At 62.2% G+C, this 14114-nt stretch carries 13 protein-coding genes; 7 read left to right on the top strand and 6 right to left on the bottom strand.

What is annotated here, in order from left to right; genetic code table 11:
- Positions 1–21: 21 nt before the first annotated feature.
- The 3 genes from OXH56_06005 to OXH56_05995 are packed head-to-tail and all read right to left on the bottom strand — an operon-like array spanning position 22 to position 2820.
- On the bottom strand, positions 22–645 hold the full coding sequence (locus tag OXH56_06005) for a hypothetical protein (protein ID MCY3554860.1): 624 nt from the start codon (positions 643–645) through the stop codon (positions 22–24).
- Positions 646–651: 6 nt separating this feature from the next.
- Complete coding sequence (locus OXH56_06000; protein MCY3554859.1) at positions 652–1797, bottom strand: amidohydrolase/deacetylase family metallohydrolase; 1146 nt, start codon at positions 1795–1797, stop codon at positions 652–654.
- A gap of 42 nt (positions 1798–1839) precedes the next feature.
- The gene (locus OXH56_05995; protein ID MCY3554858.1) at positions 1840–2820 is read right to left on the bottom strand and encodes a M48 family metallopeptidase; all 981 of its coding nucleotides are present in this window, start codon (positions 2818–2820) and stop codon (positions 1840–1842) included.
- Positions 2821–2975: 155 nt separating this feature from the next.
- On the opposite strand from OXH56_05995, the gene OXH56_05990 reads away from it, so the two are divergent.
- Positions 2976–3995, top strand: a complete 1020-nt coding sequence (locus OXH56_05990; protein MCY3554857.1) for an aminoglycoside phosphotransferase family protein — start codon at positions 2976–2978, stop codon at positions 3993–3995.
- A 16-nt stretch (positions 3996–4011) separates the two neighbouring features.
- Here the strand turns inward: OXH56_05990 and era are convergent, their stop codons facing one another.
- From era to OXH56_05975, 3 genes are all read right to left on the bottom strand, one after another.
- Positions 4012–4923, bottom strand: coding sequence for a GTPase Era (era, locus tag OXH56_05985; GenBank protein ID MCY3554856.1), 912 nt, complete (start codon positions 4921–4923; stop codon positions 4012–4014).
- Positions 4924–4947: 24 nt separating this feature from the next.
- Positions 4948–5631 carry a class I SAM-dependent methyltransferase gene (locus tag OXH56_05980; protein ID MCY3554855.1) on the bottom strand — a complete coding sequence of 228 codons (684 nt, stop codon included), beginning with the start codon at positions 5629–5631 and terminating at the stop codon, positions 4948–4950.
- A gap of 85 nt (positions 5632–5716) precedes the next feature.
- The gene (locus tag OXH56_05975; GenBank protein MCY3554854.1) at positions 5717–8092 is read right to left on the bottom strand and encodes an Ig-like domain-containing protein; all 2376 of its coding nucleotides are present in this window, start codon (positions 8090–8092) and stop codon (positions 5717–5719) included.
- Here OXH56_05975 and OXH56_05970 point away from each other — a divergent pair.
- From OXH56_05970 to cobA, 6 genes are all read left to right on the top strand, one after another.
- Positions 8091–9008 carry an aminotransferase class IV gene (locus OXH56_05970; GenBank protein ID MCY3554853.1) on the top strand — a complete coding sequence of 306 codons (918 nt, stop codon included), beginning with the start codon at positions 8091–8093 and terminating at the stop codon, positions 9006–9008. The genes OXH56_05975 and OXH56_05970 overlap by 2 nt on opposite strands.
- A gap of 99 nt (positions 9009–9107) precedes the next feature.
- Positions 9108–9929: a cytochrome c biogenesis protein CcsA gene (gene ccsA, locus OXH56_05965; protein MCY3554852.1), complete on the top strand. Its 822-nt coding sequence runs from the start codon at positions 9108–9110 to the stop codon at positions 9927–9929.
- 92 nt (positions 9930–10021) lie between these two features.
- On the top strand, positions 10022–10666 hold the full coding sequence (locus OXH56_05960; protein ID MCY3554851.1) for a bifunctional precorrin-2 dehydrogenase/sirohydrochlorin ferrochelatase: 645 nt from the start codon (positions 10022–10024) through the stop codon (positions 10664–10666).
- On the top strand, positions 10642–11952 hold the full coding sequence (hemA, locus tag OXH56_05955) for a glutamyl-tRNA reductase (GenBank protein ID MCY3554850.1): 1311 nt from the start codon (positions 10642–10644) through the stop codon (positions 11950–11952). Before OXH56_05960 ends, hemA begins: the two co-directional genes overlap by 25 nt.
- 46 nt (positions 11953–11998) lie before the next feature.
- On the top strand, positions 11999–13039 hold the full coding sequence (gene hemC / locus OXH56_05950) for a hydroxymethylbilane synthase (protein ID MCY3554849.1): 1041 nt from the start codon (positions 11999–12001) through the stop codon (positions 13037–13039).
- Positions 13036–14114 (top strand): uroporphyrinogen-III C-methyltransferase (gene cobA / locus OXH56_05945; GenBank protein MCY3554848.1); only part of this gene is annotated, 1079 nt, incomplete at its 3' end. The genes hemC and cobA, both read left to right, overlap by 4 nt.

Here is a 14114-nt window from a genome sequence, read left to right as displayed (position 1 = left end):
GGACCGTGTCTGGTCACGTCCCTATTTGGGCTCGATGACGACCCGGCCGTCCTCGACCTTCACGGACTTCACCAGGCCCATGAACCGCTCCAGGGAGGGATCCTGGAGAAGGGTATCAACCAGGTTGTTCTTCCGGATCTCATTCATGAACTCTTCGGGAATGTTCCGGCCGCCGACCTCCAGCCGGTCGATGTTGACTTCGAGTCGGTCGTCCTTCATCTCGATGGAGAGTTCGCCCGTGCCGTTGAGGTACCTGCCCTCGAATCGTTCGTTGAACAGGTCGAGGGGCACGCTGATCTCGGCCAGCAGCCTGTCGTCCTGGATGTCCACGCGCGCCATCCCGTGGAACTCCCGCAGCAGGTCCTCATTTTCCAGGAGGGCATTGATGTCGTCTGCCGACAGCGAAAAGCGCTCGGTCTCCTCGCCCCGTTCGAGGGCAATGGCGAAATCCCGGAACCGGTCGATTACGGAAAGTACTTCATCCCGTCCCTCCTCCGCGCGGGCGAAATCGCGGGGTTCCGGGCTTGTGTAGGTGTCCACCAGCTCATCACTCGCCTGAAGGAGGAAATAGTAGGCTGCGCCGGCGATTACGGCGAGCAGGATGATCGCGGACAGGCATCCGCCCACCCAGTACCTGGCTTTCATGGTGTATTATCTCCGTTCAAATACGATTTCCCCGTCCAGCAGGGTCATTTCACAGGTCAGGCGCCGCGGCCACCTTCGGCGGTTCCCGTGCGAATCGCTGAATTCGAATTCGCCTTCTTCCAGTTCGAATACTGCCACGTCGGCGGCCGCGCCCGGACGGAGCGTGCCCAGCTCGTTTCTCCCGATCGCCGCGGCCGGTATGGAGGTCGTGCTCTCTACGATGTCTTCGAGGGGCATACCCAGGTTCAGCATCTTGGACATGGTGGTCGGCAGGTCGAAAACCGGTCCGTTGACGTTCACGGTGTACAGGTCCGTGCTGATGGCGTCCGGGAAGAACCCCTGTTCGAAGGCCGATTTGGCCACGTCGAAACTGAAGCTGCCGGCGCCGTGCCCCACATCCATCAGGATGCCCCGGGACCGCCCCTCGATGACGTCTTCCCAGATAGCCCGGTGATCGTCGAGGATGCCGTGGGGGTGGCCGTGATAGGTGTGCGTGATGATGTCGCCCGGCCGGAGCAGGTCCATGATACCGGCCAGGGGACAGGGCGTATTGCCTACGTGGACCATGACGGGGACGCCGAGTTGCCCGGCCGCCTCCACCGCCAGGTGCATCGGTTCGATCCCATTGTCGCCGATGAGGTGCCGGCCCATGCGGATCTTGATGCCGGTCATGAGGTCCCGGTTCCCGGCCACCGCGGCCACGGACCGGTCCACGTCCACGAACCGCAGGCTGGCCAGTTCGGGTGTGCCCGCCGTCGGGATGCCCACGCTGGAGATATTGGAGAAACCGAAGACCCGTGTCCTGGATGGTTCCGCCACGTTACTGCGGAAGGCGTTCTGACTCGGCCAGCTCGAGCTGCCGGCGTCCACGATGGCCGTCACCCCGGTGGAGGGACAGATGTCGTCCGGCACCAGTCCGATGTCGGTGAACCCCCAGCAGATATGGGCGTGCAGGTCGACCAGGCCGGGGAAGACGTATCGCCCGGACACGTCAATGACGCGGTGGCCATCGTCCGGCAGGCCGTCGCCGACGGCCGAAATCGAGCCGTCGCGTATGGCGACGTCGCAGATTCGGTTCAATGCCTGCGACGGGTCCACGACGGTCCCGCCGCGAAGCAGTATGCCGGATTGGTTTTCGATGACTGTTGGCATGTACTGATCGGCCTTTGCGAACCGTGCGTCGCATGCGGCCGGTTATTCTGCTTTCTCGTTTTCCAGTGGGTTTTTCTCAAGCGGCGGCAGCATGTCCTTGACCTGCCTGAACCGTTCCGAATCCGTAATCAGTCCCTCCAGGACCGGCAGCGCCGCGGCCTGTTTACGGGTGTTCTCGATACGTTCCCTGCTCGGTGGATGGGTGGTGAACAGGGTAGCAAACGCACCGGGATCACGGTCGTTGATCTCAAGCAGTTTCTCGAAGAACACCGAGAAGCCCTCGGGATCGTAACCGGCCTCCCGGAGGTTCACGACCGCGAGAGCGTCTGCCTCCCGTTCCGCCTCCCGGGAATGGTGCAGCATGGAGAGGATGCCCCCGACTCCGGCCAGTTGCGACGCAACGCGCCGGACGCCCGTGGGGTTTCGTCCCGATATCAAGCCCAGAATGATCTCCAGCCCGAGTTGCCTGGTCAGGGCCTTGGCCCCGTGGCGCGCTACCACGTGGGCGATTTCATGGGCGATCACCCCGGCCAGTTCCGCCTCGGTTCCGGAGATGGAAATGAGCCCCCGGTTGACGTAGAGAAAGCCGCCGGGAAGGGCAAAGGCGTTGACTTCATCCGTATCCACGACCTTTATGTAGTAAGGTATATTCGAACGTTTGGAATGCAGGGCGAGGGCCTGGCACAGTTCGTCGACGTAGCGGACCACCTCCGGGTCCCGGTACAGCTTGAGCTCCCTTTCGATCTCTCTCGAAAACTCGCGCCCGAGCGCGATTTCATCCGACTCGGAAAGCACGTTGACGTCTTTAAAAACGCTGCCACAGCCCGACGTCGCCAGCAGGAAGACGGAGAGCAGTGCGACGGCCGTCCTGAGCGTCAGGAACCGGACCGAGCGGGTCATGCGGACCAGGCGATTGGCGGCCGTCCCGAGCGTCAGGAACCGGGACAGGCGGACCAGGCGGACCAGGCGGACCAGGCGGACCAGGCGATTTGTGGCGCGCCGAATAAGGTAAAGGGATCTCATCTCGAAACACCCCGGAATCCAGGACAGGCCGGGCGTGGACCAGGCCGGTCATGCTGACCAAGCCGGCCGCAGGTTCTGAGCACTGAAGATACGGACCTCAAGTACCGTGGGCAATCGGAAAAGGCCGGGTGGAGACCGGGTGGAGACCGCCAGCCATGAATCAACCATCGGCCCCTGAGGCCGTTTCAAGTTACCTGGCCCGGCTGGCTTCAAACGGACACGCGTTCGCCGCCGGACAGCACCGTATCCTGCCGATGGCGGGCGGATTCAACAACCGTATATTCGAAGTAGATACAGGCGGCGGGTCCTACCTCCTCAAGGTGTATCCGCATGACCGCGTCCGGCGCCTTGAACGGGAATACGCCGTTATGAGGCGGCTTTCCACCCTGGAAGGCGTGCCGGTCGCCGTATCGGCGGACGCACGGGCCGCCGGACTGAATGCGCCCGTGCTGATCTACGAGAAACTCCCGGGATCGCCGGTGGAGCCCGCCGGGATGAACCGGGAAGACCTCGACCGGCTCCTTGGGATCGTGACCCGTGTACACGGTATTCGGAATCCCGGCGATCCGGTGCTGGCTCAGTCGGCGGGTCCGTCCCGTCCCGAAGACTGCCTCCGGTACATGGATGAGACCCTGCGCACGCTGTACGCGTCCGCCGCCATGAACGACCCGTCCTTTCGCCGGACAGTGGACCGGCTGCTCGACCTGAGAAGGGGCCTGGACAGGATGGACCTGCGGCCCGCGCTATGGGCGGACGCAACGCCCCGGCTGTGTCACGGGGATTTCCGGCCGGCCAACGTGATCAAAGCGGATCCGGACCGCGTCGCGCTGATCGACTGGGAACACGCGGGGATCATGGACCCGTTCTACGAGGTCGCAGGTTTCTTCTGGCATCCGGAGAGCACGGACCTGGAAGCGGGGCTGCGGGAGCAGGCCATCGCGGATTACTGTGAACGAATCACCGACCCCCACGCGCGCGAAAAGATAGAAGTGTACCAGGCCATACTACCCGTGCAGTGGTGCGTAAGGATCCTGACCCTGATCGAAGGTTACGGCCGGCAGGCGGTCCAGCCCTGGAACGAACCCCGGCCGCCGGAGGCGCTGTGGGAGGACCTGGAACGCTACATCGGGCTGGCCGGCGAGCGACTTGGCGCTGCGCTGCGGGGGCCGGCGTGACCTCGCGTCCCGCCGCTCATCGCCCGCTGTAGCCCAGCCGCCTCAGCTCCTGCTCTTTCTTCCGCCAGGAGGGCCGGACCTTGACCCGCAGGTCGAGGTAGACGGGGCGGTCCAGGAATTCGACGATGGCCTTCCTCGCGGACGATCCGATGCGTTTTAGCATGCGCCCGTTCTTGCCGATGATGATGCCCTTCTGGGAATCCCGTTCGATGATGATGCCGGCCTGGATGAACGCCGTGCCGTTGGGTCGGTCCGTGAAATCCTCGACGATCACGGCCGACGCGTAGGGCAGTTCCTCGCGCAGGGCCAGGAACAGGTGCTCGCGGATGATTTCTCCCGCGAAGAACCGCTCCGGCTGGTCCGAGAGCATGTCGGCGGGGTAGAGCGCCGGACCCGCCGGAAGCACGCGGATCACGGCGGACAAAAGCGGTTCGAGGCCATCTCCCTTGAGGGCGGACACGGGCACGATTTCGGTGAAGGGGAACCGGCCCGCGGCCCGTTCGATCATGGGCAGCAGGGAAGTCCTGGGTATCCGGTCGATCTTGTTGATGGCCAGGATGACCGGTCCGCGGCTCTGCTCGAGGAAGCCGGCGACCCGGTCGTCGAGATCGCGTTCGAAACGTGTGGCGTCCACGATGGCCACGGCCGCGTCCGAGTCGTGCAGCGTATGGACCGCGGACTGCAGCATGTATTCCTGGAGCCGGTAGCCGGGTTCGAGCAGTCCGGGCGTATCGAGGAAAAGGACCTGGCATTCGTCTTTCGTCAGAATGCCCAGTACCCGCTGGCGGGTCGTCTGGGGCCTCGGCGTCACGATGGAAAGCCGGTGCTGCAGCAGCGCGTTCATCAGGGTGGACTTGCCCACGTTCGGCTTCCCGACCAGGGCCACGAACCCCGCGCGATGGGATCCATCGCCGGCGGCGTCTGCCATTTGCCCGGTGCTTTCCATGAGGTGTTATCCGGTTATGAGTCCCGCTTTCCCTCCGACGATTTCAAAGGGCAGGTCCCTGGCCTTGGTAAACTCAATATAGGCCTGCAACGCGCCGTCAAACGTCTGATCCGGCTGACAGTCGTCGATCAGTATGACACCGCCAGGTACAAGTAAGGGATATATTGCTTCCAGTGTCCTAATCGTCGGTAGATATAGGTCGACGTCAAGAAGAACTACAGCCAGGGTACCGAAACGTGCCCAGTCCACTTTCTCACAATTACCGGCAATGACTTCGAAGTAATCATATCCTTGCTTTCGCAGGTTCTTCTCGTAGACAATTGGAGACGCGTATCCAAAACGGTCGATCTCCCCTTTGAGTTTACCGCGATGCGCTACTTCATGGTCCATCGACTCCGACGTAAAACCTCGAAAGGTATCGACGAAAACCACTTTGTCATTGTATCCCGCACTGCGCATATGTTCCAGAAGGAAAACGGAAGTATGTCCCCATCCGACACCGATCTCACACACGGCGCCACCCTTTCCCCGGTTTTTGTCAATAGCCTGGGTCAGAAAAGAAAGCATGGCGGGGTTAATCGCATAAGGATAAGTGGGTAATATGAAATCCCTGAAGGGTCTTGGCGTGTGATATGCCAGGAACCTTACAATCTTATCCAGTGAGCCGGATAGCTCTCTAATTCTGCTCATAGACATCCTGCTCGGAAAATCGAGAGCCAGTGTAAACCAGTCTCACCATAGTGCTGCCGGTCCGTGTTAATCCACATCTTGAGCATCACTGTCCCGTACTGCAGTTAGGCAGGTTCAGACTATTCAAGTCGTTTCTGGGCAGACTGCGAAGCGAAGGGGGGATGCATCCGGTCAAACTATTGCCCGATATGCTCAAACGGATCAGAGCAGGTAGGTCGGCGAGAGTACGTGGGAATGCACCTGTGAAATTGTTGTTGAAGAGCAAAAGCTCCTGCAAGTTGCTAAAGTTCCCGAACCACAATGGGATCCTGCCGCTCAACATGTTCTGTCCAACATGAAAATACCACACTGTCGATAAATCTCCAAGTGCCGATGGCAATGATCCTGTAAACCGGTTCGCTCCGAGGCAGAGGAATCCTACGGATGACAAATTGCCTAATTCCGATGGTATTGAGCCGCTCAGCATGTTGGAACACAGGTCGAAGTTAGTGACCGATGTTAGATTCCCTAGTGCCGAAGGTATAGGCCCGGTAAGGAGGTTGCGGTCGAGTTTGAAGTTAATGGCGTTCTGAAGATTGCCTAATGACGATGGTATCGTTCCACTCAGGTTATTTGCCCCGAGATTGAAGTCAATAAGGTTTGAAAGGCCGCCCAGTTCCTGTGGTATAGTTCCAGTCAGCCGATTGGTGTTGAGATCCAGAACCCTCAGGTTGTCGAGATTGGCCAGCTTCGAGGGAAGTGAGCCCCTGAGGTTGTTACTTCGCAGCCTTAGTTCGGTCACCTTACCATCTTCATCGTCAGTCACACCGTACCATTCCCCTAGCGGTGCGTCACTCAGCCAGTTTGAGCTGTTCAACCAGTCTGGTCCTCCGGTGGTGGTGTAAAACTCCACCAATGTGTCCCGGTCTGTATCGGGTATATCCACGACGACTTCGATACGTGCGGATACCGTTCCCGATTCGGCAGTTATCTCTGCGGTACCGCTCATAACCGCCGCCACCAGGCCTTGCATGCTGACGGTCGCAACACCGGTGTCGTCACTGGTCCAGTTGACCGCGGCATCAGCTATGGGGTGTCCGTTCCCGTCCCGTACCTTGGCGGTCAGTTGCACGGTCTCACCAACATATGTCAACATTGCCGTCGGCGGTGCAATCTCGATACGGCTCGCGGACTGCAAGACCGTAACCGCCGCACTTGCGGACTGGCCATTCGACCTGGCCTCAATCAGCACGGTACCGTTCGATACGGCCGTCAACAGACCGTTCGCATCGACAGACACGATGGCCGGATTGCTGCTGAACCAGCTCACTTCAGCATCTGCGAAGGGCTGTCCGCCTCCGTCATACACGCTGGCGGAAAGCTGTTCGGTTTCGCCAATCGCCGTGAGCGTGACAACGGAAGGTACCAGGGTGATGCTTCCGACGGTCTGCATGACCGTGATCGTTGCGTTGGCCGAGACACCGCCCGACGTGGCTGTGATCCGGGTCGTGCCGTTCGAAACCGCTGTTACCAGTCCGTTCGCACTCACCGCGGCAATGAGTGGATTGCTGCTGGACCACACCACGGCCGCACCGGCGATAGGCGCGTTCCCGCTGTCATACACCGCGGCCTCGAGTTGGACGCTTTCACCCAGCAACGCCAGCGTGGAGGTAGTCGGGGCGATGGCGACACTGACCGCCACCTGCATGACGGTTACGCTGGCATTGGCAGAGGCGCTGCCGGACGTGGCTCTGATTTGGGCGGTGCCGCCCGACACTGCCGTCACGAGACCGCTGCTGCTGACCGAGGCGACGGCCGGGTTATTGCTCGACCAGGCAACGATCGCGCCAGAAAGGGGGTTGTTTTCCTGATCCAGTACCGTTGCATTGATCTGTAACGTCTGTCCTATGGTGGTGAGCGTCGCGGAATTCGACGAGAGTACGATGCTGGAGGAAACCCGCGCCTGCGGCTGAGTGGGACTGTCCTTCCCGCATGCCGTTAACGTCGCCAGGGACAGCATGACTGCATAGCGCATAAACAGCGATCCACTGCGTACCATTGCATACTTCCTTTTGAGAGGGTGAATAGTGCAACTGCGGTAAAGTCGGAGAGTCAGATCGGTCAGAAAAACAGGCCTGATCGGAAAACTATTTGATTTTTCAACGATATTAGCGGTTATGAAATGTCTTAGCCGGCAAAGTTTAACGTTGATAGCGGATTTGCACTCATGAGTCAAGGACGATCTGGTACTGGCTTGAGCCATCAAACGCGCTTCTGCATCGACTGTTGATTCTTCAATGGGAACATGCCCGGTAAATTCAACACGCAAAAGCTCCGGACATCTTGATTTTACATTTACCATTTTGATTCTCAAATGGTATAGATTTACTGCATCTATATACCTCCTCGACGGGCGAACACTGAACCGTTTCCTTAGATAACTGTTGGCATTGGTTTTACCCAAAGGAGCAAAGCGCGCCATGAGTGAACCGGTCGTCTATCTCAACGAAGGATTCGTCCCCGCCTCCCGGGCCCATCTGAACATCTACGACCTGGGGATCGTCCTGGGGGCCACCGTGACCGAAATGACCCGGACCTTCAGGCATGAACCGTTCCGCCTCGACGAACATGTACGGCGGCTTCTGCGGTCGTGCAAATACGCGGGCTTCGAGCTGGACCTGGACCACGACGGGCTGGTCGAGTGCACGCGGAGCCTGATCGAGACCAACGGCGGGCTGATCGGCCCGGATCAGGACCTGGGCGTCGTCCATTTCGTGACGCCGGGAGAGAACCCGATCTACGCGGGGAGCGCGGGCAGGCCGGTGCGCCTCAAGCCTACATTGTGCATTCACTCCTTTCCGCTGCCCTTCTCCGTGTGGCGTCCCTTCTTCCGGCAGGGCGCCCACGTGGTCACGCCCTCTATCCGCCACGTGCCACCCCAGTGTGTCGATCCCAAAACCAAGAACCGCTCGCGCCTGCACTACTGGCTCGCCGACCGGCAGACGCAGGCCGTGGACCCCGCCGCCACCTCGCTGCTCCTCGACCTGGACGGCAACCTCACGGAGTGTTCGGGCGCCAACTTCGTCGTGGTGGAGGACGACACCATCTATACGCCCACCAGCCGCAATATCCTGGAAGGGGTCAGCCTGGTGACGTTGCGGGAGCTGGCGCCGGAACTGGGGCTGGGCTGGGTCGAGAAGGAACTGCAGCCCTACGACGCCGTCAATGCCGACGAGGCCTGGCTGACGAGTACGCCGTACTGCCTGGCGCCCTGTACGCGCATCAACGACACGCCCATCGGCGACGGCCGCCCCGGTCCGCTGTTCGGCCGGACCATGGAAGCCTGGAGCCAGCGGGTGGGCATGGACATCCTGGCGCAGATCGAGAACACGGACTGAACCGCCCCTTTCGACTTGATAAATACTTGATAAGACGGTATTTTACGATACCTTGTCGGGCCTGAATTCCTGGAGCGGTATCACGTGGAGGCTGGATCCATGGGCATCTACATTCTGCATGGGATGATTCTGGCGGGTTACGCGGTCGCCACGGTGGTCTACTTCCGCCATTTCTGGACGAAGCATCCCGGGTCCGGGATCTATGCCAGCCTCTTCCTGGTGTTCGCCCTGGCCTGTCACAGCGCCTTTCTGATCGCCCGAGCCGTCGAATCCAGCCACGCGCCTTTCGTGGGTCTGCACGAGTCGATGAGCTTCTTCGCCTGGCTCATCGCTGTGGTCTATCTCTTCCTGGAACGCCGATTTCACGACCGGTCGCTGGGTGTGTTCGTCCTGCCCCTGGTCCTGGCGGCGCAGACCGCTTCCACGTTATTCATGAGCCCCGTCGATCCGTTGCCGCCGCTGCTTCAGAGCCCGTGGTTCAACTTCCACGTAACAGCGAGCTTCCTGGCCTACGCGGCCTTTTCCTTCACCTTCATCACCGGGCTGCTGTACGTGATGCAGATGTACTACATCCACCACCGGCGTGTGGGCCTGGTGTTCTCCCGGCTGCCCGCGCTGGGCATGCTGGACGAAATGAACCTGAAAGCGACGCTCATCGGCTGGGTGTTCCTGTCCGCGGGTATCGCCACGGGCATCTGGTGGGCGACCGCCGCGTGGGACTCAATTACGCCCTGGCTGCTGGATCCGAAAGTACTGTGCGTGATGCTGACCTGGGTCATCTACACCTGCCAGCTGGTTACCCGCTATACCGCGGGCTGGCAGGGCGAACGGGCGGCCATCATTTCCATGGCGGGGTTCGCCTCCGTGCTGCTGGCCTATCTCGGCGCCGGTCTCTGGACCAATCTGCACATATTCGACTGACGACGGCAAACCAGACGACGTCGACTGGACGTCGACTGCACAACAACTGGACAACTTACGACTACTGGACAACAACTGACGGTAATTAAACCATGAAAAAATACTATCCCGCCTTCGTCGACATCGAAGAACAGCCGTGCCTGGTGGTGGGCGGCGGTGCGATCGCGGAGGAAAAGGCGGGATCGCTGCTCGAATGCGGAGGGGTCGTTACCGTGATCAGTCCGGATCTGACGGACGAACTGCGCGACCAGGCGGAACGCGGCGCCTTGCGCTGGTTCGCGAAGACCTACGAACCCGGCGACGTCCGCGGCTACAGGCTGGTCATCTCGGCGACCGATTCCACTGAAGTCAACGAGCGGGTCTACCGGGACGCCGAGGCGGAGGGCATCATGGTCAACGTGGTGGACGTGCCCGCGTTGTGCCGGTACATCGTTCCTTCCATCGTCCGGCAGGGCGACCTGTGCATCGCCATTTCCACGGGAGGCAAGAGTCCCGCGCTGGCGAAGAAGATCCGCGGGCAGCTGGAAGGGGCCTACGGACCCGAATACGCCGAACTGCTCGACCTGCTTGGCGCGTACCGCCCCCGGATGAAGGCCGCGTACCCCGATGAAACCGAAACCCGCGCGAGGTTGTGGACGTCCCTGGTCGATTCCGACCTCCTCGATCTCCTGCGCGCCGGACGCGCGGAAGAAGCGCGCGACAGGGTGGAGTCATGCATCTTACACTCGTCGGACTGAGTCACCATACCGCGCCTATCGATGTGCGCGACCAGGCGGTCCTGACGAAATCACTCCAGGATAAGGCCCTCTCTTTCGTGAAGGCCTCGAGCGGCATCCTGGAAGCGGTGCTGCTGTCCACGTGCAACCGCAGCGAGATGTACGCGACCACAGACGAGGAACACATCGATCCCGGCCCGATCGAGGCGTGGTTTCACGAGATCCACGGCGTGGACGAGGGCGTGCTGTCTCCCTACCTCTATCACCGGAGGGACGAGGCGGTCATCCGGCACCTGTTCCGGGTGGTCTCCAGCCTGGATTCGATGGTCGTCGGGGAGCAGCAGATCCTCGGCCAGGTCAGAGAGGCCTACATGCAGTCGCTGAACACGAAGAACACGGGACTGGTCCTCAACCGGTTGTTCGAAAAGGCGTTGGCCGTGGGCAAGCAGGTGCGGGAGACCACGGAGATCGGGACGGGCTCGGTTTCCGTCAGTTCCGTGGCGGTCGAACTCGCGCGGAAGATCTTCAAGGACCTGCGGCAGCATACTGCCATGCTGATCGGCGCGGGGGAGACCGGCGAACGGACCGCGGAGTACCTCGTCGACCAGGGCGTGAAGCGGCTGATCGTCGCCAACCGGACCTACGACCGGGCCGCCGACCTGGCCCACCGCTACGACGGGATCGCCGTTTCCCTTCAGGACGGACTGCAGATGATCTCCGACGTCGACATCGTCATCAGTTCCACCGGCGCCACGGAACCGGTGGTGGGCAGGGACCGGATGGCGGAGATCATGCACGACCGCCGCAACCGCCCCATATTCCTGATCGATATCGCCGCACCCCGGGACATCGACCCCCGCGTGCGCGATCTCTACAACGTCATCCTCTACGACATGGACGACCTGCAGTCGGTGGTGGACGACAACGCGGAGGCGCGGAAGGCGGAAGCGCTGAAGGTGGAGGGGATCGTCGAGACCGAGGTAGAGCGGTTGCTCGCGTGGTACCAGAACCTTTCCATCGCGCCTACCATCGCCCAACTCCGCCACTTCGCGGAGGATGTCCGGCACCAGGAGGTCGGCCGCGCCTTCACCCAGCTCGACCATCTCTCCGATGAGGACCGGGAGACGGTGGAGAAGATGACCCGTGCCATCGTGAACAAGCTGCTCCATCAACCGACGGTCCAGCTCAGGAACACTTCCGATCCGGAGCACCGGGACTACCACCTCTACAGCCTGCGTCATCTCTTCGGCCTCGACGAGCACGGGAACGACAAGAACGGCGCCGGGAGCGGCGCCGGGAACGAATAGCGCGGCGCGTCCGGGTGGCCGAGCACGTAATACGCGGCGCGTCCGGGTGGCCGCGACACCGATCCCCTATCCCCTGTCCATGGACTCTTCACTCATCATAGGCACCCGCGGCAGCAGGCTGGCCCTCGTCCAGGCCCATTCGGTGGCCAGGGACCTGGTAGCGGGTCGCGACGACCTGGCCGTGGAGGTTCGCGTCCTCACGACGAAGGGCGACGCGGACCGGGACGCCTCTCTGGACACCTTCGGCGGCGAGGGCGTCTTCGTCAAGGAGCTGGAGCGGGCCCTGGCCTCGGGAGAGATCGACGCGGCCGTGCACAGCTTAAAGGACCTGCCCACGTCCCTCCCCGAAGGCCTGGCGCTCGCCTCGGTACCGGAGCGCGTGGACCCGCGCGACGCCCTGATCAGCCGCACAGGCGCCGGGCTGGACGACCTTCCGCCAGGTGCCCGCGTCGCCACGGGGAGTCCGAGGCGGCGGGCTCAACTGCAGCACTACCGGCCGGACCTGCGCTTCACGGGGATCCGCGGGAACATCGACACCCGGCTGAAGAAACTGGAAGAACCGGACGGCCCGGACGCCATCGTGCTGGCCGTGGCGGGGCTGCAACGACTCGGCTGGACGGACCGCGTTTCCGAGATACTGGCTCAGGAAGTCTGCATGCCGGCCGTGGGTCAGGCCGCGCTCGCGATCGAAACCCGGAATGACGATGGGCCCTCCCTGGAAGCGGCGCGGCGTATCGAAGACCTTCCGGCCAGGCAGGCGGTGACGGCGGAACGGTCCTTTCTCCACCGTATCGGCGGCGGTTGTCATACCCCGGTCGGTGCGTGGGGGAGGATCGAGGACGGCAGCCTGGTACTGGACGCCGTCCTGGCCGCCGATGACGGCGAATGGCTCGTGCGTCAATCCCTGTGCGGACAGCCGGAAGAAGGCGCCGATCTGGGCCGGCGGCTGGCGGAGGCGGTGCTGGATCGGACCGCGCGGGCCAGGCAGGCCGAACCCGACGGCCAGAACAGGCAGGCCGCGCAGACCGATCCTCCCAGCCCATCAAGGCCATCCAGTCCGTCCAGGCCTACCACGGAATCCCAATGAACAACGAATCCCCTGGCAAGTCCACATCCACCCCGACACCAGGCATGGTATATCTGGTCGGCGCGGGCCCCGGCGACCCCGGACTGATCACCGTGAAGGGCCTGGACTGCGTGCGGCGGGCCGACATCGTCATTGCCGACTTCCTCGCCGACGACCGGCTGGTGGCGAAGGCGCCGGAGCACGCCGAGTGCATCCGCGTGCCCTGGCGGCCGGGTCGGCAGGCGGAGATCAACGACCTGCTGGTGCGGCACAGCCGGAACGGGAAGACCGTGGTCCGATTGAAGGGCGGCGATCCATTCGTGTTCGGCCGGGGCGGCGAAGAGGGACTGCACCTCCAGCGCTCCGGGATCCCCTTCGAGGTGGTTCCCGGCATCACGGCGGCCGTCGCGGTACCGGCCTACGCCGGCATACCGGTGACCCACCGGGAGATCACTTCGTCCATGACGGTCGTCACCGGCCACGTGTCGCCGGACAAGGAACGGACGGATCTCGATTGGGACGCTCTCGCCAGACGGATCGGTACGTTGATCTTCTACATGGGCGCGCGGAATCTGCCCTTCATCGCGGAAAAACTGACCGAACACGGGCGTCCGAAGGACACGCCCGTCGCGCTGATCCAGTGGGGCACCACGCCACAGCAGCGGACCTTGGTCGGCACGCTGGACAATATCGCGTCCAGGGCCCGAACCGCGACGTTCACACCGCCCGTGCTGATCGTCGTGGGCGAGGTGGTGGCGCTGCGGAAGCAGCTCGACTGGTTCGAATCGAAACCGCTTTTCGGTGTCCGCGTGCTGATTACCCGCGCACGGGACCAGGCCGGCGAGCTGTCGGAGTCGCTCGTCCGGCACGGCGCGGAACCGGTCGAAGCGCCGCTGATACGGTTCGAAGCGCCCGATGACTGGTCGGCGGCAGATGCCGCGCTGGCCGATCTCTCCGGTTTCGATCACGTAGTATTCACCAGTCGGAACGCCGTGGAGGCGTTTTTCTCCCGGCTCAATCACAAAGGGCTGGATGCCCGGGCCCTGTGCGGGGTCCGCGTCGCCGCGGTAGGCTGCGCCACGGCCGGCGCGCTGCG

The sequence above is a fragment of the Gemmatimonadota bacterium genome (genome assembly GCA_026702745.1).
GTDB lineage: Bacteria > JAAXHH01 > JAAXHH01 > JAAXHH01 > JAAXHH01 > JAAXHH01.
The sequence above is the reverse complement of the archived record's forward strand: the minus strand, read 5'-3'. Positions and strand labels throughout refer to the sequence as shown.

Bases quoted from the DNA above. Each gene is read 5' to 3' on its own strand.
- OXH56_06005 (MCY3554860.1), bottom strand. From the start codon at position 645: ATGAAAGCCAGGTACTGGGTGGGCGGATGCCTGTCCGCGATCATCCTG.
- OXH56_06000 (MCY3554859.1), bottom strand. From the start codon at position 1,797: ATGCCAACAGTCATCGAAAACCAATCCGGCATACTGCTTCGCGGCGGG.
- OXH56_05995 (MCY3554858.1), bottom strand. From the start codon at position 2,820: ATGAGATCCCTTTACCTTATTCGGCGCGCCACAAATCGCCTGGTCCGC.
- OXH56_05990 (MCY3554857.1), top strand. From the start codon at position 2,976: ATGAATCAACCATCGGCCCCTGAGGCCGTTTCAAGTTACCTGGCCCGG.
- era (MCY3554856.1), bottom strand. From the start codon at position 4,923: ATGGCAGACGCCGCCGGCGATGGATCCCATCGCGCGGGGTTCGTGGCC.
- OXH56_05980 (MCY3554855.1), bottom strand. From the start codon at position 5,631: ATGAGCAGAATTAGAGAGCTATCCGGCTCACTGGATAAGATTGTAAGG.
- OXH56_05970 (MCY3554853.1), top strand. From the start codon at position 8,091: ATGAGTGAACCGGTCGTCTATCTCAACGAAGGATTCGTCCCCGCCTCC.
- OXH56_05975 (MCY3554854.1), bottom strand. From the start codon at position 8,092: ATGGCGCGCTTTGCTCCTTTGGGTAAAACCAATGCCAACAGTTATCTA.
- ccsA (MCY3554852.1), top strand. From the start codon at position 9,108: ATGGGCATCTACATTCTGCATGGGATGATTCTGGCGGGTTACGCGGTC.
- OXH56_05960 (MCY3554851.1), top strand. From the start codon at position 10,022: ATGAAAAAATACTATCCCGCCTTCGTCGACATCGAAGAACAGCCGTGC.
- hemA (MCY3554850.1), top strand. From the start codon at position 10,642: ATGCATCTTACACTCGTCGGACTGAGTCACCATACCGCGCCTATCGAT.